25 protein-coding genes are annotated in these 23703 nt (G+C 31.2%); 7 read left to right on the top strand and 18 right to left on the bottom strand.

The features are described 5' to 3' along the window. Window positions 1–2: 2 nt before the first annotated feature. From ACOSP6_RS04595 to ACOSP6_RS04610, 4 genes are all read right to left on the bottom strand, one after another. Window positions 3–980 carry a Gfo/Idh/MocA family protein gene (locus ACOSP6_RS04595; RefSeq protein WP_422094121.1) on the bottom strand — a complete coding sequence of 326 codons (978 nt, stop codon included), beginning with the start codon at window positions 978–980 and terminating at the stop codon, window positions 3–5. Between the two features lie 92 nt (window positions 981–1072). Then, window positions 1073–1264, bottom strand: coding sequence for a hypothetical protein (locus tag ACOSP6_RS04600; RefSeq protein ID WP_422094120.1), 192 nt, complete (start codon window positions 1262–1264; stop codon window positions 1073–1075). Between the two features lie 2 nt (window positions 1265–1266). Continuing rightward, window positions 1267–2655, bottom strand: a complete 1389-nt coding sequence (locus ACOSP6_RS04605) for a radical SAM protein (protein WP_422094119.1) — start codon at window positions 2653–2655, stop codon at window positions 1267–1269. Beyond that, window positions 2645–3382 (bottom strand): prolipoprotein diacylglyceryl transferase, encoded by a 738-nt coding sequence (locus tag ACOSP6_RS04610; RefSeq protein ID WP_422094118.1) that lies wholly within the window; start codon window positions 3380–3382, stop codon window positions 2645–2647. The genes ACOSP6_RS04605 and ACOSP6_RS04610 overlap by 11 nt, the downstream gene beginning before the upstream one ends. A 79-nt stretch (window positions 3383–3461) precedes the next feature. Between ACOSP6_RS04610 and dusB the strand changes: the two genes are divergently transcribed. Continuing rightward, a complete protein-coding gene (dusB, locus tag ACOSP6_RS04615) occupies window positions 3462–4463 on the top strand; it encodes a tRNA dihydrouridine synthase DusB (RefSeq protein WP_422094117.1) in 1002 nt (333 codons plus the stop codon). 277 nt (window positions 4464–4740) lie between these two features. Here dusB and ACOSP6_RS04620 read toward each other — a convergent pair whose 3' ends face one another. From ACOSP6_RS04620 to ACOSP6_RS04650, 7 genes are all read right to left on the bottom strand, one after another. Next, on the bottom strand, window positions 4741–5319 hold the full coding sequence (locus ACOSP6_RS04620; RefSeq protein ID WP_422094116.1) for a hypothetical protein: 579 nt from the start codon (window positions 5317–5319) through the stop codon (window positions 4741–4743). 5 nt (window positions 5320–5324) lie between these two features. Beyond that, window positions 5325–6443 carry an ABC transporter permease gene (locus tag ACOSP6_RS04625; RefSeq protein ID WP_422094115.1) on the bottom strand — a complete coding sequence of 373 codons (1119 nt, stop codon included), beginning with the start codon at window positions 6441–6443 and terminating at the stop codon, window positions 5325–5327. 122 nt (window positions 6444–6565) lie between these two features. Further along, a complete protein-coding gene (rbfA, locus tag ACOSP6_RS04630; protein WP_422094114.1) occupies window positions 6566–6961 on the bottom strand; it encodes a 30S ribosome-binding factor RbfA in 396 nt (131 codons plus the stop codon). Window positions 6962–7102: 141 nt separating this feature from the next. Continuing rightward, window positions 7103–7747, bottom strand: coding sequence for a response regulator transcription factor (locus ACOSP6_RS04635; RefSeq protein WP_422094113.1), 645 nt, complete (start codon window positions 7745–7747; stop codon window positions 7103–7105). 45 nt (window positions 7748–7792) lie between these two features. Next, a complete protein-coding gene (locus tag ACOSP6_RS04640) occupies window positions 7793–8551 on the bottom strand; it encodes a sensor histidine kinase (protein ID WP_422094112.1) in 759 nt (252 codons plus the stop codon). 617 nt (window positions 8552–9168) lie between these two features. After that, complete coding sequence (locus ACOSP6_RS04645) at window positions 9169–9702, bottom strand: hypothetical protein (protein WP_422094111.1); 534 nt, start codon at window positions 9700–9702, stop codon at window positions 9169–9171. Window positions 9703–10197: 495 nt separating this feature from the next. After that, the gene (locus ACOSP6_RS04650; RefSeq protein WP_422095700.1) at window positions 10198–10722 is read right to left on the bottom strand and encodes a hypothetical protein; all 525 of its coding nucleotides are present in this window, start codon (window positions 10720–10722) and stop codon (window positions 10198–10200) included. Between the two features lie 468 nt (window positions 10723–11190). On the opposite strand from ACOSP6_RS04650, the gene mce reads away from it, so the two are divergent. The 5 genes from mce to truB all read left to right on the top strand — a co-directional run bounded on the left by mce (window position 11191) and on the right by truB (window position 14450). Further along, complete coding sequence (gene mce / locus ACOSP6_RS04655) at window positions 11191–11595, top strand: methylmalonyl-CoA epimerase (protein WP_422094109.1); 405 nt, start codon at window positions 11191–11193, stop codon at window positions 11593–11595. 235 nt (window positions 11596–11830) lie between these two features. Next, entirely contained in the window at window positions 11831–12709 is an 879-nt protein-coding gene (locus tag ACOSP6_RS04660) for a cell division protein FtsX (protein WP_422094108.1), read from the top strand. Window positions 12710–12712: 3 nt separating this feature from the next. After that, a complete protein-coding gene (locus ACOSP6_RS04665; RefSeq protein ID WP_422094107.1) occupies window positions 12713–12958 on the top strand; it encodes a DUF3098 domain-containing protein in 246 nt (81 codons plus the stop codon). Window positions 12959–12960: 2 nt separating this feature from the next. Continuing rightward, the gene (locus tag ACOSP6_RS04670) at window positions 12961–13755 is read left to right on the top strand and encodes an undecaprenyl-diphosphate phosphatase (protein ID WP_422094106.1); all 795 of its coding nucleotides are present in this window, start codon (window positions 12961–12963) and stop codon (window positions 13753–13755) included. Window positions 13756–13757: 2 nt separating this feature from the next. Beyond that, a complete protein-coding gene (truB, locus tag ACOSP6_RS04675; protein WP_422094105.1) occupies window positions 13758–14450 on the top strand; it encodes a tRNA pseudouridine(55) synthase TruB in 693 nt (230 codons plus the stop codon). On the opposite strand, the gene ACOSP6_RS04680 is transcribed toward truB, so the two are convergent. The 5 genes from ACOSP6_RS04680 to ACOSP6_RS04700 form a co-directional block, all read right to left on the bottom strand. Beyond that, on the bottom strand, window positions 14445–14729 hold the full coding sequence (locus ACOSP6_RS04680) for a hypothetical protein (RefSeq protein ID WP_422094104.1): 285 nt from the start codon (window positions 14727–14729) through the stop codon (window positions 14445–14447). The genes truB and ACOSP6_RS04680 overlap by 6 nt on opposite strands. A 116-nt stretch (window positions 14730–14845) precedes the next feature. Then, a complete protein-coding gene (locus ACOSP6_RS04685; protein WP_422094103.1) occupies window positions 14846–16657 on the bottom strand; it encodes a T9SS type A sorting domain-containing protein in 1812 nt (603 codons plus the stop codon). Window positions 16658–16758: 101 nt separating this feature from the next. After that, a complete protein-coding gene (locus ACOSP6_RS04690) occupies window positions 16759–17235 on the bottom strand; it encodes an ABC transporter ATPase (protein ID WP_422094102.1) in 477 nt (158 codons plus the stop codon). Window positions 17236–17310: 75 nt separating this feature from the next. Beyond that, complete coding sequence (locus ACOSP6_RS04695) at window positions 17311–17904, bottom strand: thioredoxin family protein (RefSeq protein ID WP_422094101.1); 594 nt, start codon at window positions 17902–17904, stop codon at window positions 17311–17313. A 60-nt stretch (window positions 17905–17964) separates the two neighbouring features. Beyond that, window positions 17965–18921 (bottom strand): NAD-dependent epimerase/dehydratase family protein, encoded by a 957-nt coding sequence (locus ACOSP6_RS04700; RefSeq protein WP_422094100.1) that lies wholly within the window; start codon window positions 18919–18921, stop codon window positions 17965–17967. A 279-nt stretch (window positions 18922–19200) separates the two neighbouring features. Between ACOSP6_RS04700 and ACOSP6_RS04705 the strand changes: the two genes are divergently transcribed. Then, entirely contained in the window at window positions 19201–19623 is a 423-nt protein-coding gene (locus tag ACOSP6_RS04705; protein ID WP_422094099.1) for a hypothetical protein, read from the top strand. A gap of 6 nt (window positions 19624–19629) precedes the next feature. On the opposite strand, the gene ACOSP6_RS04710 is transcribed toward ACOSP6_RS04705, so the two are convergent. Both ACOSP6_RS04710 and ACOSP6_RS04715 read right to left on the bottom strand, forming a co-directional pair. Continuing rightward, window positions 19630–20103, bottom strand: coding sequence for a regulatory protein RecX (locus ACOSP6_RS04710; RefSeq protein ID WP_422094098.1), 474 nt, complete (start codon window positions 20101–20103; stop codon window positions 19630–19632). Between the two features lie 69 nt (window positions 20104–20172). Continuing rightward, window positions 20173–23691 (bottom strand): efflux RND transporter permease subunit, encoded by a 3519-nt coding sequence (locus tag ACOSP6_RS04715; protein ID WP_422094097.1) that lies wholly within the window; start codon window positions 23689–23691, stop codon window positions 20173–20175. Window positions 23692–23703 lie beyond the last annotated feature (12 nt).

The raw sequence follows: 23703 nt of genomic DNA on the forward strand, positions 1-23703 counted from the left end.
TTCTAATCATGATTAGGGTAAACTACATTTATTTTTGCTCTTATTTCATCTAAAGTTTCTATTAATCTCAAACTAAAATCGTTACTCAAAATCGGACTTTCGATAACACCTTTATCTATACATTCCATTACATGAGCAGCTTCAAAATAGTATCCATATCCTGCCCCATCATCTTCCTTTAATTCCTGAATTCCTTCTTCAGTTTTTATAATAATCGGGCAATTCATTTCTCTTGAAATTTGAACGGTTCCTTTCTCAAAATGAAAAACTGAATAATTCGGAGCATCATTCATAAAACCTGCTCTTAAGTATGCTCTTTTATCATTTTTATATTCAAAAATTATATCGATATGTTGGTCGGATCCTGTTGGACTTTTAATCACGTTCGCGATGATGTTTTCAGGTTTTCCTAATGTTTCAAGAGCCGTAAAAACGGGATAAATTCCAATGTCTAATAAAGCGCCACCACCCAAATCTAAATTATATAATCTACTTTTTTCATCAAAAGGAGCATAGAACATAAAATCGGACTGAACTATTTTAAGTTCTCCCAACTCTTTTGAATTTATAATCGATAAGATTTTTTTAAACGTAGGAACTAATCGAGTCCAAAAGGCTTCCATTAAAAAAGTATTGTGCTTTTTAGAAGTATTAATCATTAACTCAACTTCCTTTTGATTTATTGCAAAGGCTTTTTCACATAATACCGCCTTCTTTTTTTGTAATGAAAGTAATGTATGTTTACAATGGAAAGTATGTGGAGTTGCTATGTAAACAATATCTACATTATCGTCTTCAAGCATTTCAATATAGCTTCCATAAGCTCTTTGAAATCCAAATTTATCTGCAAAAGATTTTGCTTTGGATAAATCTCTTGAAGCCGCAGCATACAGAACAGCATTGTTAAGCAGTTTTAAATCTCCAGCAAAAATTTCTGCTATCCAACCACAACCTAAAATTGCCCAATTGTACTTTTTCAAAACCTATTCATCTTTTTGATTCAAGAGAAAAATACTGCAATAATTACTTGTTTTCTGATAGTAAATGCGCAAAAACTAAATAATTAATTCTTCTAAAATCCTCCAAAGCACACTCCTAATCCTACAATTAAATATAAAACCGCTAAAATGTAAAAAACAGTAGCCGCATCTTTATATTTTTTTCGAATTGCAAACCCAATCGCTGCTAACACAATTGGTGGAAGTAAAAGGATAACAAATATGATTACGAAAATTCCGGAATAATCAGCCTCTAATGGAATCATAATTATAGTGTTTTTAGTTTCTCTAGTTGTTCTTTTTTATCATCTCTGTACAACAAATTCATCGTTTCAAAAGGAATAATTTTATAATCCTTATCTACAATATGTACACATGATTTTTTGATTGCTCTGACATCAAAATTATAAGCGTCAATAAATTGCATTATGATAATTCTAAATAGGTTATCGTAACCTAAATTAGGTGCGTCAATATTTGGTAAACAACACATGATTGATTTTAAATTCTCTTCAGCTACTTCAACAGAATTTCCAGTACTAAACAACTCAATCATTTTACCATGCAGCTGCTCATCTTGTTCGTAAACTATAGTGTTTTTGCTATTATCTAATAAATCAGCTGGATTTACATATCGAGTTAACGGAAATACTTCTCCATCTAATTTTAACGCATATCCCATTACCAAAGCATCTGGATTACATGGTACCGGAATTAAATCATCTGAATTAAAAATTGGCGCTTGTTCTAATATTTTTCTTCTTACCTCAGTAAGTGTTAATCGATCAGTTTCAGTATTAAAATTCTCTAATCTACCAGCAATTTGAGTTGGTTGAAACGTAACTCCTCTTACACATTTTTGTTTCAACGCATAATCAATAATCTTTCCTATTTCATCATCATTCAATCCTTTTTGTAAAGTAACTACCAATGTTGTGGATAAATTTACTTCGTTTAAATTGGCAATAGCTTGTTCTCTAATTTCAGATAAATGTGCGCCACGCATTGTTTTTAACACTTCATCTTCAAACGAATCAAATTGTAAGTAAATTTCAAAATCTGGAGTATATGATTTCAATCTTCTTACAAACTCTTTGTCCTTTGCAATTTTAATTCCGTTAGTATTAAGCATCAAATGCCTAATTGGAAGTGTTTTTGCATAATCTAGAATTTCAAAAAACTGCGGATGAATGGTTGGTTCTCCTCCACTAATCTGAACTACATCTGGTTCTTTTTCATTCTTTACTACGGCATCCAACATTTTCTTTACCTCATCTAAAGTTCTATGCCTTCCATAAGTTGGAGAAGAACCTGCATAACAAGTAGGACAAGTTAAATTACACCGATCTGTGACTTCTAAAACTGTTAAGCATGAATGTTGTTCGTGATCTGGACACAAACCACAATCGTAAGGACAACCATAATGGGTTTTGGTATTAAATGTATATGGTGTTTCAGAAGGTTTATTATAATTTCTGATATTTTTATAATATTCTATATCGTCTGCAATTAACACCTTAGAATTTCCATGCTCAGGACAACGTTTTAACATGTAAACATTATCATTTTCAAAAACAATTTTGGCATCCACCCGCTTTAAACATTCAGGACATAAACTCAACGTAAAATCGTAATAAGTATATTTTCTAACGGGCATATTTCACAGCTTTTAAAATAAATATATAGTAGTATAACCAACAAGTTATGCATAATATTTGAATTGTACTTAGTCCAAAAACAAAAAACTGATTTGGTTTTAAAAACTCCATAAAAAATCTAAAACCAAAATATGTTAACATAAAACATTTAAAAACATCCCCGCTTTCTTGATTTCTTTTGCTAAACCACTTCAAAAAGAAAAATAAAAGTATTAAGAACAATAATTCATATAATGCAATTGGATGACGCAAAACACTATCACCTAAATCCATTCCCATAAAAAAAGAAGTTTCTTTTCCATAGGTAAATTCATTAACTCCCGTCAAAAAACATCCAAGTCTTCCTATAAAAATTCCAACTACAATTGGCAATGTAAATAAGTCTCCCGAGGAATGTTTTTCTCCTATAATTTTTTTAGCAATTTCAACTCCTAATAAACCTCCAAACAATCCTCCCATAATTGTTTTAGAATTTAACACATACATTAAAGATTGGGTAGTAATTGCATTTGGATGCTCTAATATCCCAACTATTCTTGATCCTAATAACGCTCCAATTGCCGCTCCTAAAATGATATATAATCTATTTGAAGAAGTAATTACGTCAGTGTTCCTTTTTTTCAAATAAACATAATATCGATATCCTAAAAAGAACGCCAAATATTCTAGAATTAAATGAATATTGAGTTTATAACCGAACACAATTGGTTCAAAAGGAATGTCCAAAATGCTTTAATTTGAAGTTATTACCAAACTTATAAAAACGTTTTTTAAAAAAACTGTAATTTTGCAGCGATTTTGAATTATGGTAAAGATAGATAACATAGAACTTCCAGATTTTCCATTGTTGTTAGCCCCAATGGAAGATGTTAGTGACCCTCCTTTCAGAGCTTTATGCAAGGAGAATGGCGCAGATGTAGTATATACTGAGTTTATTTCTTCGGAAGGATTAATTCGTGATGCTGCCAAAAGCGTTATTAAATTAGATATTTACGAAAAGGAACGTCCGGTTGGAATTCAAATTTTTGGTGCCAATATGGATTCTATGCTACGCTCTGTTGAAATCGTAGAAAAAACAAAACCAGATATTATTGATATTAATTTTGGATGCCCTGTAAAAAAAGTAGTTTCTAAAGGAGCTGGTGCGGGAATTTTAAAAGATATTGATTTGATGGTAAAGCTTACAGAAGCAATGGTAAAACACACTGATTTACCAATTACCGTTAAAACGCGTTTAGGTTGGGATCATGATTCTATTAGAATTGTAGAAGTTGCTGAACGTTTACAAGATGTTGGAATTAAAGCAATTTCAATTCACGGTAGAACTCGTGCACAGATGTATAAAGGAAGTGCAGATTGGAAACCTATTGCAGATGTAAAAAACAATCCTAGAATGCATATTCCTGTTTTTGGAAATGGCGATGTAGATTCACCAGAAAAAGCCATGGAAATGCGTGATAAATATGGTTTAGATGGCGCAATGATAGGTAGAGCTTCTATTGGTTATCCTTGGTTTTTTAATGAAGTAAAACATTTCTTTAAAACTGGAGAGCATTTACCTAAACCTACTATTGCAGAACGTGTAGATGTGGCTCGTCGTCATTTACAAATGTCTATTGATTGGAAAGGAGAACATTTAGGAGTAGTAGAAACCAGAAGACATTACACCAATTATTTTAAGGGAATTCCTCATTTTAAAGAATACCGATTAAAGTTGGTTACCTCCGATGACCCAAACGATGTTTTTAAGGCATTTGATGAAATTGAAGCCAAATTCGGTAATACAAGAATACCAGAAATTGGTTAGTTTTCAATTTATCGAAAGATTTCAACAATTTACCGAAAAACTGACTATTAGACATCTAATTTTTAAACTTTGGAATGCCTTTTGTATGTATCTTGCAAGAGTTAGTTAATTATATTAATCCCAAGTTCAATAGAATTAATTAGACTTTTAGTTGATAAATGAAACATAAAGTAAATCTCGCCTTCCCGTATAGAGATCCCTAAAAAGAAACATGTATCAATCAAAAAAAACATAAAACCTCAACAATTTCTGTTGAGGTTTATTTTTATAACTACGATTAATCTAGAACCCTGAAAGAATTAACCATTTTTTCAACCTCCGATAATCTTTTATAAAATTCTTCTGATTTAGCCTTATACTCGAGTGTATAACCATTATTCTTATGAACAATTAAAAATAACGAATTCTCGACCTGACTATTTAAATTATATCGATGAATAAAGTTAACAACATAGACTTCTCCATAAAGCTTATGGTTGGCTTTTAAAAGCTTATATTTAAACTCCTTAGGATACCATCTTTTTTTCATCTGAATATGATAGTCAAGATAATCTTCTATACTAGCTTGTCTTTTAAAATCCTCTTTAACTATGTTCTTATAAATTGTTAAAGATAATATCTGATCTTGCTCATCAAGGCTACTAGGTTTGTAGTATTTAGAACCAGTTTCTCCTCTAAGCTCCCAGTCCTCAACAGGATTAATTGTAAAATTGGTTGCTCTATTGATTTGTTCTACACTATCCAAGACTTTGAATGGATTGTTCTCGAATTGTTTTATCCCTCTGTTATTATAGGTAGATTTACATGAGAAGATAAAAGCAATTACAACTACTGATACGTATTTAATAAATTTCATAACAATTATTTTCTTACAAAATTATAAGAAATCCTTGAACTTGCAATTTTCGCAGCTATAAAACCTAACACAGAAATTGTTAGCATCACAATAAATAAGTTCGTCCATCTAAATTCAACTGGGTAAGGAATATTTTGTGTAATCATAAACAAACCAAATTGCTGTTGAATAAGAACCAAAACGACCCCAAGAAACAACCCGATACCCATTCCTGTTAAACACAATAAAAAACCTTGAAACACGAATATTTGTTTGATCTCTTTTAAAGTCGTTCCTAAATCTAATAATGTTTTTAAGTTTTTTCTTTTATCGATAATCATCATAATAATCGCACCCACCACATTAAACAAAGCAATAATTACAATTAGTGTGAATATCAAATAGGAAACAAAATTCTCCGTATTAATAACCTTGTAAATCAAAGCATTTAATTCGGTTCGCGTTTGAACCTTAAAAGAATCGCCCAAATTCTCTTGCAATAATGCTGCTTCTTCATCAATTCGATTGTTATCTCTTAATTTAATTTCAACAGCTGAAACCTTGTTAGAATCGTAGTTTAATAATTTCTGAGCGACTTCTAATTCAGTAAATACATATTTATTCTGAAAATCTTCCGCACCTGAATAAACTCCTACAATTTGCACATTTATAGAATTAAAAGCATTATTTGCGTTCAATAAACCTTTTCCTGGTTTTGGAACAAATACTTGTAATGGTTCAGTAATATTAAATATTCTGAGAGAGAGTTTATAGGAAATTCCATTTCCAATTACTGCTGTTCTTTTGAATTCAGGATCAATCCAACCACCAACCACGAGAGATGAATCAACCGGAACTACCTCTGTATAATTCGTATCGACTCCTTTTATAAAAGCAATATGATTCTTGTCTTTATACTTCAAAAAAACTCGTTCTTCAACAACTTTTGAAAATGAAGCTATATTGGTATTTGAAATTAACTCTTCATCTACTTTTTTCGAATACTCGTAAGTCTTGCCTTTTACTGGAGATATTTTGATGTCTGGGTCTGATGAGTCTAGCAAAGAATAACTAAAAGTACGTAAACCTGAAAAACCAGATAAAATAATAAATAAAGCAAGTGTACCTACAATAACTCCAAACATAGCAATGATAGTAATGATATTGATAGCGTTGGTGCTACTCTTCGATTTTAAATATCTTTTGGCTATGTAAAAAGGAAAATTCAATTAGCGTTACAGGTATAACAATATAAAAATGATGATTATTATCTTTTTTGTCTACGAGGTAAAATATCTGGATTTTTTATAGGATTTTCATCTTCTCCTTTCAACGACTTATCAATTTCTTCGATATAATCTAAACTGTCGTCTCCAAAGAACATCAGTTCTGGCATTCTTCGTAATTGATTTCTTGTTCGTTGCGCCATTTCATGACGAATTAAAGGCGTATTTGATTTTACTCCTTCTACTATTTCATCTCTTTTGTCAGATGGGAAAACACTTAAATACACCTTAGCAACTCCAAGATCTGCAGTTACAGATACTTTAGATACTGAGATGATTACTCCTTTCATTCCGTTTTGAGCAGCACGTTGAAGTACATCAACTAAATCTTTTTGTAATAATGCCGCAATTTTTCGTTGCCTGTTCGTTTCTTCCATGTTGCAAATTTACCGATAAATATTGAATTAGAAGCGATTGAAATCCTTAGATATGATTACTAAAAATAAAAAGTCGCCTTCTATACAATCTTTTAAAAGACTACATAGTACGGCGACTTTATTCATTGCTATAATTTAAAATTAAGGCATGTATATCTTATTTTTAATGGCATACATTACTAAACCGACTCTGTTTCTGATGTCAAGTTTTGTAAATAAACTATCGCGATAACCATCAATTGTTTTCGGACTTAAAAACATTTTCTCAGCAATTTCCTTATACGTTAATTCAGAACAAGCCAAACGCATAAATTTAAGTTCATTTTCCTTAAAGTCTATTTGATTTTTACTTTTCTTCCCTGAAACCGATTCTAAAAGTAAATTAGTTACATTTTTGGTATGGTAAAAACCATTGTCCATAATTTCAAGCAACGCTTTTTCTAAAACTTCTTTCTTCGTGTCTTTTAACAGGTATCCTATAGCTCCTGCTTTTAACATTTTCAAGATAGTTCCGTCTGCATCTTCTACAGATAATGCTAACACATTAACATTCGGGTAATTCTCTACAATCCACTCAGTAGTTTCTATACCATTCATTACTGGCATATTTACGTCTACTAAAACAATATCTGGAATGTTTCTGGGGGAAGCTGTAAATTTCTCTTGTACTTCTCCTCCGTTTTTACAGGTGTATAATACTTTGAATTTATCAAAAGTATTTACCATACCTTCTATTGCTTGCGACAATAAAGTATGGTCATCTACTACGACAACTGAATATTTCATTTTCGTTAGGTAAGTTGGTTATTAAATTTAACTTTATGTAGGAGATTATACTTCATAAAAGTAGTAATAAATATTCAAAGTAGTACCCTTATTTGGCTCTGATTTTATATTAGCCTCAGCATTAATAAGTTCTACTCTTGTTTTAATATTCTGAAGACCAATTCCTTTTTTAGTTACTTCATTTACATTAAATCCTACTCCGTTATCTTTAGCTATAATTTCTAAGGCATCGTCTTTAAAATGTAGGAAAACATCTAGTTTAGAGCCTTTAGCATGCTTTATGGTATTTGAAAAGAATTCTTGCAAAATTCTAAACATAATAATACCATGCTTTTGATCCACTTCTTTTTCTTCTCCTGTAATTGTTAAGGTTGCGTCAATAAACTTTAATCGATTAAAACGTTCTATTTCAAGCGCTAATGCCTCTTTGAATTTGATGTTTTTTATAAACTCTGGATTAATAAGTTTCGACAACGACCTAATCTCATTTAAACTTTTTGTAATTGTTTCTGAGATTTCTCCTAAGTTTTCTGGAGAAGCATTTTGTAATTGTATTTTGGCTAAAGTTAGAAGTTGCCCGATATTATCGTGCAACTCCCAACTAATATTTCTTAAGGTTTCTTCTCTTATTTCTATTTGCGTTTCGGCTATTTCTTTCTCGAACCGTTTTTTTTCTATGGATTTTTCACGCAGCAAACGATTTTTTTTTCTAGAAAAAACTACAAATAATGTAATAATGACCAAAGCCATTAAAAAAACAATTAATGTAGTAAGTATAAAAACTAATCTCTGATCGGTTTGCATAAAAAGAATCCTATTGAATAACAAGTATATAAAATCAAATTAAGTGTTACCAAAATTATAACTCTTATGTTATCATTTGCATTAAACTGCTCTGAAAACATACTAAGAGGAATCATCCCAACATGAAACAACAATAGTCCTGTCGTAATCCAAAACTTTAAATTATACCTTACATCAATTTCGCTTTTATCATTAAGTAATTGCGAAAAGAAGAATAAAGAAATAATCACTAAAACTATAGCTCCTGTAGCAAATGTTGAGTAGTGAAAATTCTTCCAGCTTAAAAAAAACATATTATAAATTGAAATAAATAAAAATATTACTGACAACAACTTTAATATATTCTTTTGATACTTAAGCTTTAGTATTCTCAAAAACCAAATAAAATAAAAAAGATAGGAAACTATTAGATAAATCAGATAAATATAAAATACATTTTTTTTAAGTATATAACCGCAAAAGTTTCCGTAAAGCTCCATTAAAAAAGTAAACAATAAGAAGTATAAAAAATATTTCTCACTTGAATCCTTGTATCTAGCGAAAAACTTTATTGCAAAACACAGAGCAACAAACTCAAAAAAAATGATTAATAAAGTTATATCTGAAAAATTCATTTTTTAGTTTAAATCATGAGGAGGTTTTCCTGCTCCTCCAAAATTCAATCCTTCTACATCATGCATATTTGTATTTTCATCCTCTTGATATACCAAATTCATTCCTGAATTTTTTCTTTTAAACGTAGGAATGAAAAAAGATGTACTATATCCAGCATCTTTGTAGTTACTATCTTTTGGATAAGCACCAAAATATACGCGTAGTCCTAAGTTTTCATACCCTTTTTTCTTTGCTTCTGCCTCTACATACGAGATGTATTGCTTAATGGTTTCTAAATCATACCATACCTCACGGACATCTTCTCCTTCGATAATCCCTTGCTCGTTTAAGTACTTGTTTAAGAAACGTGAACGAGTTTCTAAGTATTCTTTCTGAAGTGTAATCGCTTGTTTGTAGTTAATAGTAGTCTTAGGCTTTTCTCCTTTGTATTTATCGCAGTCTTCACAAGGTTCTTGGTTTCCTCCCTCTAATTTACAAGAGCTGAATGCCAATGCCATTAATCCGAAACATGCTAATACTAATTTTGTGTTTTTCATTTTAGTTAAAGTTTAGTTATTAATTCAATCCAAAAATACAAGCATTTTTTTTATACAAAACAAACTCTTTAATAGTTTATCAAAGAACTTAATAAGTTATAAACTAACTCACAGGAAAAACCCCTTTTAAGCTTAAGGGTTTTCTTTGGTTTTGACTTTAAAAATGTCATTCCGCACCCTATGCAGAATCTTTTTAAATAGAAAAAAGAAATATTAAATTCAGTTTTCATAAAAGGTTATTTAAGATTCCCGCCTACGCGGGAATGACAATTAAAACGTCATTTCGAATGGCGTGCAACAAAATGAAGTAATCTCAGAATTTTATCTTGAATCATGTTCTGAACACAAAGATTGCTTCATTTCACTTTGTTATGTTCGCAATGAAGACGGATTATGATTAAGATTCAGAAATATCCCGAAACTTCGGAACGGGATAACAAAAAACGCTTTACAAAATGTAAAGCGTTATTATACTTAGAGTTTAAAAACTACATACTATTCTAAATCTTTTGGAGGTCTACCTGCCTGACCAAAATTCAAAGCATCTATACCTTCAGCTGTTATATTATCGCTATTTCTTAAAGCCAAATTTTTAGTCGATGATGAATTCTTGTAAGTTGGCACAAAGAAAAAAGTTGTGTTTCCTGGGTCTTGATAATCTTCTTGGTTTGGATAAGCTCCTAAGTGAACTCGTAATCCCAAATTTTCATAACCTTTCTTTTTGGCTTCTGCTTTTACATAAGCTATGTATTGTTCAATAACTTCCAAATCATACCATACATCTCTTACATCTTCTCCTTGTATCGTCCCTTTCGCTTTTAATAAATTGTTTAATAAATTGGCTCTCGTAGTAATGTACTCTTGTTGTAGAATTTTTGCTTTTTTCATTGAAATAGCTTGTTCTGGCTTTTGTACTTCAATAGTTGTTTCCTGAGTTACTGGTTCTTCATCTTTTTGACAAGCAATAAATGTTACTGAACTCGCTATTAATGCAATAGCAATAATCTTCATAGTTTTCATAATTGAAAATATTTAATGGTTAATAAATTACATTTTGAACAATTATCCCTTAAATCGTTTCATAGCAAAAAGGGATAGCAATTATTTTGAGTAAAACTACAAAGATTTTTTTGTTTTTTTAGGTTAGAAGGAATATTAATTTAATCTTGAGTATATAGATTGCTTCACTCCACTTTGTTTTGTTCGCAATGACGGAATGTAGTAATGAGATTCCCACCTTACTTATTAGAAACAACAAGTAAAACGTCATTACGAATATAGTGCAACGAAATGAAGTAATCTTCATATCCCCTCTCAAAATAAGCTCAATTGATTCTTTAATAAATTCAGAATCTATAGATTGCTTCACTCTACTTTGTTTCATTCGCAATGACAGAGTGTAGTAATGAGATTCCCGCCTGCGCGGGAATGACAACACAAGATCCTTTCTAACTTCTAACTTCTAACAAAACTCATTATTTTTGTAGTATGAACAAAATAGAACACATCGGAATTGCTGTTAAAAGCATTGAAAAATCAAATACATTATTTGCTTCATTATTTGGAGAAGCACATTATAAAATTGAAGAAGTTGCCAGTGAAGGCGTGAAAACTTCTTTTTTTAAAACGGGACCAAATAAAATTGAGCTTTTAGAAGCTACAAAACCTGATAGTCCTATTGCCAAATTCATAGAAAAAAAAGGAGAAGGAATTCATCATATTGCTTTTGCCGTAGAGGATATTGAAAGTGAAATAAAACGACTTAAAGAAGAGGGGTTTACTGTTTTAAATGAAGTTCCTAAAAAAGGAGCCGATAATAAATTGGTTGCTTTCTTACATCCAAAAACTACAAACGGAGTTTTAATAGAACTTTGCCAAGATATTAAAGAATAATGCTAATTGAGTTATGTAAAACTAACTTTTGAAATAAGTTCTAGCTTCGACTCCGCTCAGCTAACAATATATTTGTTTCTGAATATGGTGATTGAGCGAAGTCGAAATCATATTTTTTGCGGAGCTTCCGCTCCACTCAGTTTATAATAATTATTTTAGATTGAAACCCTAAATAAATCTTAATTAACAACGAATAATTGATAATTGATTATATTGCCACACAAAACTCAAGTACATGACGAATTCTTATGATTCTTTTCAAAAAAGACGATTGCGTTCCTCTTATGCTTCGGTTATAATTAGTATTGCTATTGTTTTATTCATGATAGGAATTTTAGGTTTGATTTTATTAAAATCGACTAAAGTTGCTAATCATTTTAAGGAAGAAGTTGTAATGTCTTTATTCTTAAAAGACGAAGTAACAAAAGAGCAAATAGATAGTTTTAGAGAATCTTTAATTAAAGAATCTTTTACGAAAGACTTATACTTTATATCGAAAGAAGAAGCTGCAAAAACGTATAGTAAAGATTTAGGTGAGGATTTTCTAGACTTTTTGGGAAGTAATCCACTTAAAAACGGAATCGACTTACATTTAAATGCAGATTATGTAACTCCTGAACAAATGCAAGAGTTGCAACAAAAGTTTTTGAAAAATGCTTACGTGATTGATGTTTCTTATGATAAACCTTTAGTAGAACAACTCACAAAAAACATACAGCGAATTAGTTTTTGGCTGTTGGTGTTAAGCGGATTCTTTGTTGTCGTTTCTATCATATTAATCAATAGTTCGATTAGATTATCGATTTACTCAAAACGATTTAATATTAAAACCATGCAAATGGTTGGAGCCACCAAAAATTTTATCCGTAAACCATTTATTTGGCAAAGCATAAAGCTTGGATTAATTGGCGCACTAATTGCTTTGATATTTTTAGGTTTTGTAATTTATTACATCAATAAATACATCCCTTCTTTAGAATTAACCAAAGACTATTTATCTTTAGTATATTTGTCTGCAGGAATCATAATTAGTTCATTAATTATTACTTGGGTTAGCACGTTTTTTGCCACACAAAGATTCTTAAACTTACAAACCAACGAATTATATTATTAAACTATGAATAAAAATAAAAATTCAAATGAACCAGAATTTTTATTCGGTAAAAGAAATTACATGTTAATGCTTATTGGCTTAGCTGTTATCGCTTTAGGATTTATCTTAATGGCAGGTGGAGGAAGTGATGATCCAAATGTTTTTAATCCTGATATTTATAGTTGGAGAAGAATTCGTTTAGCTCCTACTTTAGTAATTATTGGATTAGGAATTGAAATCTACGCTATTTTAGCAAATCCTAAAAAATAAACATGGACATTATAGAAGCAATTATCCTTGGTATTATTCAGGGATTAACAGAGTTTTTGCCTGTATCATCGAGTGGACATTTAGAATTAGCAAAAGCAATTTTAGGAGACACCTCTGTTCCTGAGGAAAGTTTAACATTCACAGTGGTTTTACACTTTGCAACCGCTTTAAGTACTTTAGTTATTTTCAGGAAAGAAGTTGGTGAAATCTTAAAAGGATTATTTCAATTTAAATGGAATGAAGAATCTCAATTTTCATTAAAAATTGTAATATCTATGATTCCAGCTGTTATTGTTGGTTTATTTTTTGAAGATCAACTAGAATCCTTATTCGGCGGTAAAATCTTATTTGTTGGTTTTATGTTATTGATTACAGCGCTATTATTATTACTCGCTGATAGAGCAAAAAACACAGACAAAAATGTTTCTTTTAACAATTCATTAGTCATTGGTATATCGCAAGCTATTGCAATGTTGCCTGGGATTTCTCGTTCTGGAGCGACCATTTCTACTTCTGTATTATTGGGAATTGATAGAACCAAAGCTGCAAAATTTTCGTTTTTAATGGTTGTTCCGTTAATCTTTGGAAAAATTGCTAAAGATCTATTAGGCGGTGATATTAGTTTTAAATCATCAGAAATAATTCCGATGTCAGCTGGTTTTATTGCGGCATTTGTTGCTGGGTTATTAGCTTGTCAATGGATGATTGCCTTAGTAAAAAGAAGTAAACTTTCATATTTCTCAGTTTACTGTGCTGTTGTTGGAGCTATCGCAATTATTTACTCTCTATTGAATTAATTATGAATACTGTTGAAGATTTTAAAACCGGTAAGATTTTACTTATCGACAAACCTCTTGAATGGACTTCTTTTCAGGTGGTAAATAAACTTCGTTGGCACATTCGTAAGCAATTCGATATTAAAAAAATTAAGGTTGGCCATGCAGGAACTTTAGATCCTTTGGCTACTGGATTATTAATTATTTGTACTGGAAAGCAAACTAAAAACATTGAAACCTACCAAGGTCAAATTAAGGAATATACAGGAACTATTGTTTTAGGGTCAACAACACCGAGTTATGACTTGGAAACTGAAATTAATGAGACCTTTCCTACAGACCATATTACCGATGAATTAATTCATAAAACTACAGAACAATTCATTGGAAAAATTCAACAAAAACCACCAATTTTCTCTGCTATTAAAAAAGACGGTAAACGTTTGTACGAACTGGCTAGACAGGGAAAAACTACTGAAATCAAATCTAGAGAAATTGAAATTAGAGAATTCGAAATAACCAATATTGATTTACCAAATGTAGAATTTCGAGTTGTTTGTAGTAAAGGAACTTACATTCGCTCATTAGCCAACGACTTTGGAGCAGCTTTAAATTCTGGAGGACATTTATCTGTATTGCGCAGAACAAAGATTGGTGAATTTTCCGTTGATAATGCGCAAAGTATTGATGGCTTTATTGAGAAGTTAAAATCATAGTGGAATCCAACCAGCAAAAACTTCAACAACCAAATAAATAGAAATAAACAAACAAATTATAAATAAAATCGTCGATTTTAATCTGGACTTTATTCGTTCTTTTTTTGATCTAATTTGAATTGATTCCTTAATTTGATGTAGTTTCTCTTCTGATACTTTATCAAATTCTAATTTAACATCTGTTGAAGACGACGAAACTCCATTGAGGTAATCTCTTTCTCTTAATAAATTTTTATTGTTATTCAAAACTGGTTGAATACTACCATATCCTCCTCCCATAACTTTTTTATTATAGGACGAAAAAATTAATTTTTGTTACATTCTTGTTATGACAATAAAAAAGTGCATTTAGTTATTAAATGCACTTTAGGTAGTTAAAATAAGAGAATTCTTATTTATTTTTTTAAAAATTTTATCGCTTGATATCCTTCAACTTTAAGGATATAAACTCCTTTTGCTAACTTATTGATATAAATTTCATCAGAGAAAAATTTATCTGACTGAACTTCCTTACCAAGAATTGAATAAATTTTGAATTGTTTACCAATTAACTCTGATGATAAAATTAATTTGTCAGATGCTGGATTCGGATGCGCTTTAATAATCTTTCCTTCTAAATCATTCACACTTAATACACCTGAATTAAACGCTACAACTGGTGATAGAACTATCTGAGTATTGCTTTTATTTACAGTTGTTTTACCAACAACTTTCGTAGCCGTTTGTGTAATTTCCATTTCTACCTGATAATTCCCAGATTTTGTCGGTGCAAAAGTTACTTGAGTTGCTCCAGTAATCCTTTCATTAGTATCAACATCAATCCATTGATATGAGTTTGCCGTTTTAAAAGAAGCTTCTAAAGTTTCAGAAATCTGACTCACTGAATTATCGATATCAATTTTATCAATAACCACATCAACCGACTCAGAAACACACCCATTAGCATCTTTTACTGTAATTGAATAAGTTCCTTCGGACAAATCTCTAAAACTATCTGAATCCTTATATTCAGTTCCATTTATACTATATTGATATCCGGTAAATCCACCAGTTGCATCAATCTCAATTTTACCACTCGCAACATTTCCTGAAGAAACGACATTTATATTATTAACGTTTAAAGGAGTCGCTTCCGCTTGTTCCACAGTAATGGCACTTAAAAATGGCCAGTACACATCCCCTCCAGTTGTAAATCTCACTTCTATTGTATTTTGATCATTCGATACGATTGAGTTATCAGTATTAAAAACTTCAAATAAATCAACATCGAAACCAAGTGTATTTGTACTCGCTGGAACTCTAGTTGTCACGTGATCATTAAATTGTGATATAGTACCATTGAATAAATTGTTTTCCGCATTAATTGCGTTTGAAATATTCAAATAAACACCATTCGTGTTTTTAATTTGAAAACTATCTCCTGAAATTGATTGATCTCCATCTAAAGCAGCTACTAGAGCCTTTACTTTTACCTTACCTGTAGGAATTGCATTTACACCTGAGAAAACAACATTTCCATCACTTGCTCCATCAATTGTAGAGAATCCGTCAAATAGTGATATATGTTTTTCAGTTTCATTAGAGTTTTCATAAACAAGTACCAGAACCCAACCAGCAGTTCCTCCTAAACCATTGTTACTATCTTGACCAACCGTAGCTCTAATATTTGCTGCGTAATAATCACCATTTGGATCCGATAAAGAAGTTAATTCAGAGGTCATGTCTTTATAACAAACATATGGTTTTTGAGTAGTTATTCCGTTATCATAAATGATTTCATCACTTGAGATGTTTACGTAATCTTGTCCGGGTAATTTAAATTTAATATTAGAGTAATTTCCTGATCGCGACTCTTCACCTTCCCAAGTTTCATAAGGATAAATAGCTGACCAATACAATCCTGCATAAACAACTTTAGAACAACTAGGCAAGTTTAAAGTTGCACTAGACGATGAAAATGTAGTATCATCATTGTCAACATCAATATATTGCATATTAAGTTGTCCGTTGGCACCGTCACCAGAATAAGCGTCATTTGATGTAAAATTAGTGTCTTCTCTATTTAAAATATTATTAGATATAACAGTAATATTACCTCTAACGGTAGTCTTATCAGAAGATAATCGTTGTTTAAAGGCGACATCCTGTGCATTTAAACTAAATAATGAAGTTGATATAATTAATAATGGGAGTATAGTTTTTTTCATAAATAAAAATTTTCCTTAAAAATAGAGTTTTTACTTAGGAAAAAAATGACATTCTCTTACCTCTTTTGTAAAAAAACGTAAAGTACTTATCCTTCAACAAATTACAAAAATCGATTATACCAACTATCGGTAATTGGCACTTCCCAGAAATGTTCTAAGTCGTACTTAGTTTGAACAAGGTTATCAAAAACAATTGTATTTGCGTTTACTGATCTATTCTTAAGTAGTTTTTTAAATTCTTTTACATCTTTATATTGAACAAATTCCCCTTGTTTAAAACAAACATTCATTTTATCCAGTAATTCAACTTCGTATTGTAATTGTAACTTAAGAATGAAAGAAACTTGCTCATCAAGATGTTGATTTGTAATTTTCACTTCGTCTTCAACACCGAAAATTATAAATCTGTCATACAATAATTGATAGGAAATATCTCCTTCAATAGTTTCACTCCATGAAGAAAGAAAAGAAGAAATTTTTTCTTTCAGAGGCTCTAATTCTTGAGCATAAAACTTTCTGCTAGCCGGATAAATCCAAACTTTAGCATCATCAGATAATTTTTGAAACTCTACTACCATTCGACAAATATAGATAAACAAAAACCACCTAGTTCATTACTAGATGGTTTTTACTAAAATAACCTTTAATTAAATTTAATTAGACAATAAAGAGATTACATCTTCTTGTACGTTTATCCCTTTATCTTTATTATACCACTTTTGTAAGTCTTCTTTAATTTTCGCGTCAACCACTCCATGCTCCTCTTTATAATCTGAAATCATTTTAGTCGCTATTGACGGTCTCGGCCCCCAAGTAAAGAGTATATCTTTATTTTCATCGAGAGCAATTAACTTTGGTATTGATCTTCCACCATTTGTTAAGAAAGCATCCATTAACTCAAGATTTTCATCTCTTAAAACCAATTTTAAATCTACGTTCTCATTTTCATCGGCCATTTTACTTAAAACTGGTAAATTTTGCGCAGCATCTCCACACCATCCTTCAGTTAAGACCAACCAAGTTTGAGGTTTAGCTATTTTTTTTACCTTTTCAATAGTATCATTACTTAATTTAGATGTTTTATCTAAACGTTTCATTCTTCTATCATTCAATAAACTATAGTTATATAAGGCTTCTGATTGATTCGGCCCTGTAGATTTTTGGTCTTTTAATAAATTACTTACTAAACTTCTATATTCAGTATAAGAGATTCCCTTCTCTAAACTGTTTTCAATAATTTCTTTCATATTGACTTTACATTTCACAGCTTTTAAGACGAATAAGAATATAAAAACTTACAAACGAAATTACATGTTAACCATGCTCGATTGAATATTCTTTAACATTTCCTTCGTCATTGACTCTAAATCAAATTCATGCGACCAACTCCAATCTTGCCTAGCTTTAGAATCATCAATTATTTGAGGCCAACTATTAGCAATATCCTGTCTAAAATCAGGTTTATAACTTACTTCGAAATCCTTGATATGCTTTTTTATTTCAGCTGTAATTTGTTCTGGCGTGAAACTAATTGCTGCTAAATTATATGAAGTTCTAATCTTAATATCATCCGAATCGGCTTCCATAATATTAATAGTTGCATGAATGGCATCTTTCATATACATCATTGGAAGCATCGTGTTTTCTGATAAAAAACATTCATACTTTCCTTCTTCAACAGCTCTAAAATAGATATCGACTGCATAATCTGTTGTTCCACCACCTGGTTTTGTTTTCCAACTGATAATACCAGGATAACGTAAACTCCTGACATCCACTCCAAACTTTTGGTGATAATAATTACACCAGTGTTCTCCAGCAAGTTTACTCATTCCATAAACTGTAGTTGGATTCATAATCGTTTCCTGTGGAGTATTTATTTTAGGTGAAGCAGGTCCGAAAACTGCAATTGAACTTGGCCAATAAACCGTTTCTATATATTTTTCTTTTGCTAATTCTAAAATTAGTAACAAGGAGTTCATGTTCAGTTCCCATGCCTTTTGTGGATATTTCTCAGCAGTAGCTGATAACATTGCGGCCATTAAGTAAACTTGAGATACGTTATAGTTTTTAATAACATCAAGAATCTTATTTCTATCAGTAGCATCTATAATTTCAAAAGGGCCTTCTTTCACAAATGAATCTTCTCCATATCTTATATCTGAAGCAATAACTTTATCGTTCCCATGAATTTCTCTTAAACTCTGAGTTAATTCTGTACCAATTTGCCCGCAAGCTCCAAGTATTAAAATTGTTCCTGTCATTTGTAATAATATATTTTCAGACTGCCGCAAAGTTAATAATTTTAAGAATTCGCAAAATTGTTTTGTTATTTTTTAACTATTATCAAAAACACAGTTCAACTAACTGATTTTTAACCTTTAACTTAATGTTTAGGAACTAAGTATAGAAAAGATGTATTTTTGCGAGGTATTACATAGTTTATGATTCGACAATTTTTTCTTATTTCCATTTTTTCGCTTTTTCTTTTGAACTGTAAAAAAACAATTCAAAATACTGATTCTGTTCCTAAAAAAACTGAAATGCAAGTTAGAGTAAAACATGTTGGAATTGACTCACTTTCTAGTTTATCTAAAAGCAAGATAAAAGATTGGAAGGAATATGACAATTTGAACAATTATCTAAAGCAATTTAACAATACGAGTCCGAATGAAGCTTTAAACATGGCTGTCGAACTAAATGAATACATTACTGTACTTAGAGATAGTCTAAAAAATGAAGATTTAAAAATTAATTCTTTAAAAGCGAGATATAATGTTTTACGGAACGAAGCGCTTCGTTTGAAGGATATGACTTTAATACCAGCTATTCAACCCAATCAAGTAAATGAGCAAGTTGATAAGATTTTATTAGTTTTTAACAGCTACACTCAAAAAGTAAACACAATTTATAGTAAGAAAAAGTTTGACGAAGAGATTGATTTAGATGCTATTTTTGATAAGTAGTCAAAATTACTTCGTATAAACCTCCAACGCCTCTAGTATCAAATTTGATTCATAACCTCTATAATTCAAATAGTCATAGAGCTTCTTCTTTCTTTCAAATGCATTCGTTGTTTTGATTAGTTCATTCTTCTTTTCGACTAAGCTGTATAAATTTTGAATGTATTCTTTTTCATCAATTTCTTTTAAAGCTGTTCTAATATTATACTCTGAAATTTGACGAAACTTAAGCTCTCTAATTATTCGGAGTCTACCCCACTTTTTTATACGATACTTTCCTCTTGCAAAACTCTTAGAGAATCGTTCTTCATTTAAAAAGTTATGCTCCAAAAGATGCAATAATATCACTTCTTTAGCCTGTGGAATTAGCTTATACTCTCCCAGCTTATCTTCAACCTCCTTGTGACAGCGATCTTGATACACGCAATAACGTTCTAATTTTCGCTTTACTTCTTCAATAGTATAAACTTCTTTTTTATTCATTCTTCAAAAAAACAAAAAGAGTTAGAAGTAAACAACCTCTAACCCTTTTCTATTAACAAATTAATTTAACTAACTGGTTACACCAGTAATTTCATCTAAAGCGTTATCTGCTAATTCCGAAGTGTTTTGGTTTCTTATCCACATTTTTAATTTCGTAATTAAATAGAATAAGATTGGTACTACTATAAGTGTTAAGAAGGTTGCTACTATTAATCCGTAAATTACTGTCCAAGCTAATGGACCCCAGAAAATAACATTATCTCCTCCTACATAAATGTGCGGATTCAATTCTGACACCAAGGTGTAAAAATTAATATTTAACCCTGTTGCTAAAGGAATCAAACCTAAAATTGTTGTTATCGCAGTAAGTAATACTGGACGTAAACGCGCTTTTCCTCCTTTAATAATACTTTCTTTTAAATCTGATATAGAAACATACTCGTTTTCCTCTAAACCTAAATCAACTTTCTTTCTATCTACAAGTAGTTGTGTGTAGTCAAGCAGAACTACCCCATTATTTACGACAATTCCGGCTAATGAAATTATTCCCATCATCGTCATCATAATAACGAAAGGAGCTCCTGTTAACATTATTCCAGAAAAAACACCAATTAAGCTTAAAAAGATTGCTAGCATGATAATTGTTGGTTTGGACAATGAATTAAACTGATAAATCAAAATTAAAAAAATCAACCCTAAACCAGACATAAAAGCTCCTCCAAGAAAATTTTGTTGCTTCTTCTGTTCTTCAATTTGACCTGTGTAATCAACATCAATTGTTTCAGGCATGTCATTATACAGTTTCATTTCTTCTTTTATCTTTTTTACTATTGCCTCTGCATCAGTAAAACCTGGAGCTAATGCTGAATAAACTGTTACAATTCGCTTACCATCTTTATGTTTAATCGCACTAAAACCAGATGTGTTTTTTTGATTTGCCACCGCCGATACAGGAATAGATTTTACCTGTCCACTAGCCATATCTCTGAACGTTATTGTTTGATTGAAAATAGCACTTGTGTTGTATCGATTTTCTTCATCAAATCGAACATAAATATCATAATCATCACCATCTTCTTTATAAACACCGGCTTTTGCTCCAAAAATTGAATTTCGTAATTGTTGACCAACTTGAGATGCAGAAACTCCTAATTCACCCGCTTTCTTTCTATCAACATTTACCAACATTGTAGGTTTAGCCTTGTTAACATCAATTTTAAGCTCTGCAATTCCAGGAATCGATTTTGTATTGATAAAGTCACGCATTTTCTCTGCAGCATCAATCATTTCCGCATAATCCTTTCCTTCTAATTCAATATTAATTGGATAACCAGCTGGAGGTCCAACTGGATCTTTCTCAACTGATATAGATAATCCTGGATAAATTCCCTTTAAATCTTCCGTAATTGCTTTTTTCAAAACTTTACTATCTGCTCCCTTGCGATATTTATATTCACGCATTGAAGCTACAATTTTTCCTCTATGTGGCATTTCTGCAGTTGAACCACCATCCGTTTGAGGATTTCCAGAACCTGCTCCAACCTGAGTAATTGAACTTTCTACTAAAAAGTTATAATCACCATCTAAGTATTTAGGAGAATTGATAATCTTAGTTACTCTTTCTTCTAAATCCTTCATGATTGCATTAGTCTTCTCAATATCTGTTCCTTGAGGGTATTCAACATAAACTACCACTTGGTTTGGAGTGTTGTCCGGAAAGAACTCGGTTTTTACTGAACCAGACTTCATTAAAGTACCAAAAATATTAAACACAATAAACAGTGTTATAACAGTACCTCCCGTAATTATATAAGGTCTCCATCCAATTAATGATGCACTTATCATCTTTTCATAAAAACGCTCCCATCTAGGTAATACCACTCTCTGAAATTTATTGGCAGCAGGTCGCATTACAAATCTGTAAATCCAGAAATTAGCCGCTGCGAATAACAATAACGTTCCTAACGGTCTAAACGAACCTCCGAACAATACTACAAATACACCTAAAACACCAAGTGTTACAGTTAATTTAATAATTCTTTGTAGTGGCATACTTTTATCCTCGGTGCTCATAAATTGCGACACTAAAACAGAGTTGAAGAAAATTGCCACGAATAATGATGAACCTAGTACAACGGATAATGTAATTGGGAAATAAATCATAAACTGTCCCATAACACCTGGCCACATACCTAGAGGAACGAAAGCCGCTACGGTAGTTGCAGTAGAAATAATAATTGGTAATGCAATTTCTCCAATACCTTTTTTGGCAGCTTCTAGTCGAGACATTCCCTCTTCATCCATCAATCGATAAACATTTTCGACAACAACAATACCGTTATCAACCAGCATTCCAAGCCCCATAATTAACCCGAAAAGAATCATCGTATTCATGGTATACCCCATCATATTTAAAATCATTAATGACATAAACATTGACATTGGAATTGCAAATCCTACGAAAAGAGCATTTTTTAACCCTAAGAAAAACATCAATACAGTTACAACTAAAATAACTCCAAATATGATATTGTTTACCAAGTCATCTACCTGTCCAACTGTCTTTGAAGATTGATCATTTGCTAATGTAATTTTTAAATTGCTTGGCAATGCTTTTGACTCCTGAGCTTCTTTAACAATTTCTCTAATCTTGTCAGTAGCTTCGACCATATTCTCTCCAGAACGCTTTTTTACATCAAGCATTACTACCGATTCACCGTTCTCACGAGCATAAGTAGTTTTATCTTTATCCTTAAAGCTAACACTTGCTATATCTTTTAAATAGATAGCATTTCCTCTTTCAGATTTCACAACGAAGTTTTCGAGTTCAGAAGGCTTTTCAATTTCTCCTAAAACTCTAATAGTTCTTCTTTGTCCGCTTGCGATAATATTACCAGCAGAAACAGTTGCATTACCATTACCGATAGCCTGCATGATATCATTAAAGCTTACTTGAGCTGCCATCATCTTATAAATATCAACCGCAACCTCAACTTCCTTTTCTTCTGCTCCTCTGATATCTGCTTTTTTAATTTCCTTTAAATCTTCGATATCGTCTTGAAGATACTCGGCAAACTCTTTTAATTGTTCAACTGTGTAATCTCCTGAAATATTGATGTTTAAAATTGGAGTTTCTTCGGCAATATTTAATTCAAATACATTCGGCTCGACTTTAGCCCCATTAAACGTTGGCCAATCCTCTCCTGAAACCTCTTCATCAATTTCATCTTTTACCAACTGCTTCGCCTCTTCTACAGTTACTTTTTCGCTGAATTCGATAGTAATCATCGAAACATTTTCTTGAGAAGTTGAATTAATTTTAGTGACGTTACTAACTGTTTTCAATTTATCCTCAAGAGGGTCGGTAATTAACTTTTCAATATCTTCCGCGGTATTTCCAGGGAAAATTGAGTTTACATAGATTTTAGTTTCCTTGATTTCTGGAAAATTCTCCCTTGGCATACTTAAAAATGCTGAGATTCCAGAAAATAATATAATCACCATTAAAACATAAATGGTTGTTTTATTCTTAATTGCCCAAGAAGATAAACCAAACTCTTTATCTACTTTTTTCTGTTGGTCTGTCATCAGATTAGTTTT

Source organism: Tenacibaculum sp. MEBiC06402 (assembly GCF_049239625.1).
GTDB lineage: Bacteria > Bacteroidota > Bacteroidia > Flavobacteriales > Flavobacteriaceae > Polaribacter.

Bases quoted from the DNA above. Each gene is read 5' to 3' on its own strand.
- ACOSP6_RS04600 (WP_422094120.1), bottom strand. From the start codon at position 1,264: ATGATTCCATTAGAGGCTGATTATTCCGGAATTTTCGTAATCATATTT.
- ACOSP6_RS04605 (WP_422094119.1), bottom strand. From the start codon at position 2,655: ATGCCCGTTAGAAAATATACTTATTACGATTTTACGTTGAGTTTATGT.
- dusB (WP_422094117.1), top strand. From the start codon at position 3,462: ATGGTAAAGATAGATAACATAGAACTTCCAGATTTTCCATTGTTGTTA.
- ACOSP6_RS04620 (WP_422094116.1), bottom strand. From the start codon at position 5,319: ATGAAATTTATTAAATACGTATCAGTAGTTGTAATTGCTTTTATCTTC.
- ACOSP6_RS04625 (WP_422094115.1), bottom strand. From the start codon at position 6,443: ATGTTTGGAGTTATTGTAGGTACACTTGCTTTATTTATTATTTTATCT.
- rbfA (WP_422094114.1), bottom strand. From the start codon at position 6,961: ATGGAAGAAACGAACAGGCAACGAAAAATTGCGGCATTATTACAAAAA.
- ACOSP6_RS04635 (WP_422094113.1), bottom strand. From the start codon at position 7,747: ATGAAATATTCAGTTGTCGTAGTAGATGACCATACTTTATTGTCGCAA.
- ACOSP6_RS04640 (WP_422094112.1), bottom strand. From the start codon at position 8,551: ATGCAAACCGATCAGAGATTAGTTTTTATACTTACTACATTAATTGTT.
- ACOSP6_RS04645 (WP_422094111.1), bottom strand. From the start codon at position 9,702: ATGAAAAACACAAAATTAGTATTAGCATGTTTCGGATTAATGGCATTG.
- ACOSP6_RS04650 (WP_422095700.1), bottom strand. From the start codon at position 10,722: ATGAAAACTATGAAGATTATTGCTATTGCATTAATAGCGAGTTCAGTA.
- mce (WP_422094109.1), top strand. From the start codon at position 11,191: ATGAACAAAATAGAACACATCGGAATTGCTGTTAAAAGCATTGAAAAA.
- ACOSP6_RS04660 (WP_422094108.1), top strand. From the start codon at position 11,831: ATGACGAATTCTTATGATTCTTTTCAAAAAAGACGATTGCGTTCCTCT.
- ACOSP6_RS04665 (WP_422094107.1), top strand. From the start codon at position 12,713: ATGAATAAAAATAAAAATTCAAATGAACCAGAATTTTTATTCGGTAAA.
- ACOSP6_RS04670 (WP_422094106.1), top strand. From the start codon at position 12,961: ATGGACATTATAGAAGCAATTATCCTTGGTATTATTCAGGGATTAACA.
- truB (WP_422094105.1), top strand. From the start codon at position 13,758: ATGAATACTGTTGAAGATTTTAAAACCGGTAAGATTTTACTTATCGAC.
- ACOSP6_RS04680 (WP_422094104.1), bottom strand. From the start codon at position 14,729: ATGGGAGGAGGATATGGTAGTATTCAACCAGTTTTGAATAACAATAAA.
- ACOSP6_RS04685 (WP_422094103.1), bottom strand. From the start codon at position 16,657: ATGAAAAAAACTATACTCCCATTATTAATTATATCAACTTCATTATTT.
- ACOSP6_RS04690 (WP_422094102.1), bottom strand. From the start codon at position 17,235: ATGGTAGTAGAGTTTCAAAAATTATCTGATGATGCTAAAGTTTGGATT.
- ACOSP6_RS04695 (WP_422094101.1), bottom strand. From the start codon at position 17,904: ATGAAAGAAATTATTGAAAACAGTTTAGAGAAGGGAATCTCTTATACT.
- ACOSP6_RS04700 (WP_422094100.1), bottom strand. From the start codon at position 18,921: ATGACAGGAACAATTTTAATACTTGGAGCTTGCGGGCAAATTGGTACA.
- ACOSP6_RS04705 (WP_422094099.1), top strand. From the start codon at position 19,201: ATGCAAGTTAGAGTAAAACATGTTGGAATTGACTCACTTTCTAGTTTA.
- ACOSP6_RS04710 (WP_422094098.1), bottom strand. From the start codon at position 20,103: ATGAATAAAAAAGAAGTTTATACTATTGAAGAAGTAAAGCGAAAATTA.
- ACOSP6_RS04715 (WP_422094097.1), bottom strand. From the start codon at position 23,691: ATGACAGACCAACAGAAAAAAGTAGATAAAGAGTTTGGTTTATCTTCT.